Source organism: Variovorax sp. P4_D9, from assembly GCF_056401695.1.
Window position 1 is genome coordinate 1 of sequence record NZ_JBFUIU010001506.1, and the last position, 1,177, is coordinate 1,177.

Genomic DNA, 1,177 nt, shown 5'->3' on the forward strand with positions numbered 1-1,177 from the left:
GGACAGTTTGTCCCAGCCGAAGAAGAACAGGCCGACGAAACTGGCTTCGAGGAAGAAAGCCATGAGCCCCTCGATCGCCAGTGGCGCACCGAAGACGTCGCCGACGTAGTGGCTGTAGTAACTCCAGTTCATGCCGAACTGGAACTCCATCACGATGCCGGTGGCGACGCCCATCGCGAAGTTGATGCCAAACAGCACGCCCCAGAACTTCGTCATGTCGCGCCAGATGGTGCGGCCGGTCATCACGAAGACCGTCTCCATGATCGCTACGATCACGGCCAGCCCGATGGTCAGCGGAACGAACAGGAAGTGATACAGCGCCGTCAGGGCGAACTGCAATCGGGAGAGAGCAACGATGTCGAGGTCCATGGGGTCCTTTCGTGTTCTTGGCGGTCGTTTCTCAGTCCGGGCGCAACGCCTTCAGCGCCGCATCGAAGGCTGCGGTGCCGCGCCGCAGGTCGGCCGTGACGCGGCCGTCACGCATCGCCAGCAGCCGGTCGGCCAGCGCCGCCTCGCGCCGCAGGTGGGTGGCGACCAGCAGCGTGCGGCCGGCCGCCTGGCCATCGAGGCGCTGCAATACATCATGGGCACTTGCAGTGTCCAGGGCTTCGGTGGGTTCGTCCAGTAGCCAGATGGGCACCTCGCGCAGCAGCAGCCGCGCCAGTGCCAGTCGGCGCGACTGCCCGCCCGACAGGCCCAGGCCGCCTTCGCCCAGCGCGGTGTCGAGTCCCGCGGCCATGGCGCGGACCTCCTGCGCGAGGCCGGCGGCCTGCAGGACGGACCAGAGCCGGACGTCGTCGGCCGCCGGATCGGCCAGCAGGAGGTTGTTGCGCAGGCTATCCTGGAACAGCTCGGTGCGCTGCGTCAGCAGGCAGTGAGGCGCGCTGCGCAGCGTGCCGGCGCTGGCCGCGAATTCACCCGCGACCACGGCGAGYAGGCTCGACTTGCCGGCCCCGCTGGGCCCGACCAGCGCCACCCTTTCGCCGGCGGCCAGGTCCAGCGAGATGCCCTGCAGCACAGGCGCACGGCTGCCGGGATGGGCCGCGACGACATCCCTGAGACGAAGCGCCAGACCCGGCTCCAGCGGAGCAGCCGGCATCGCGGGCTCGCCCAGCGCGACGGGCGGGCGCTCGACGAGGCGCGGCGCCAGTCGCCGCGCCGCCAGCCAGGCGCGTCC

Annotated in this window: 2 protein-coding genes; both read right to left on the minus strand. The window is 69.6% G+C overall.

The window, feature by feature from the left end; all coding sequences use genetic code 11:
• On the minus strand, window positions 1–369 hold a 369-nt coding region (locus tag AC1DY5_RS56420; protein WP_478122835.1), incomplete at its 3' end, for a cytochrome ubiquinol oxidase subunit I.
• A gap of 31 nt (window positions 370–400) precedes the next feature.
• A partial coding sequence (locus AC1DY5_RS56425) for an ATP-binding cassette domain-containing protein (RefSeq protein ID WP_478122836.1) occupies window positions 401–1,177 on the minus strand: 777 nt, incomplete at its 5' end.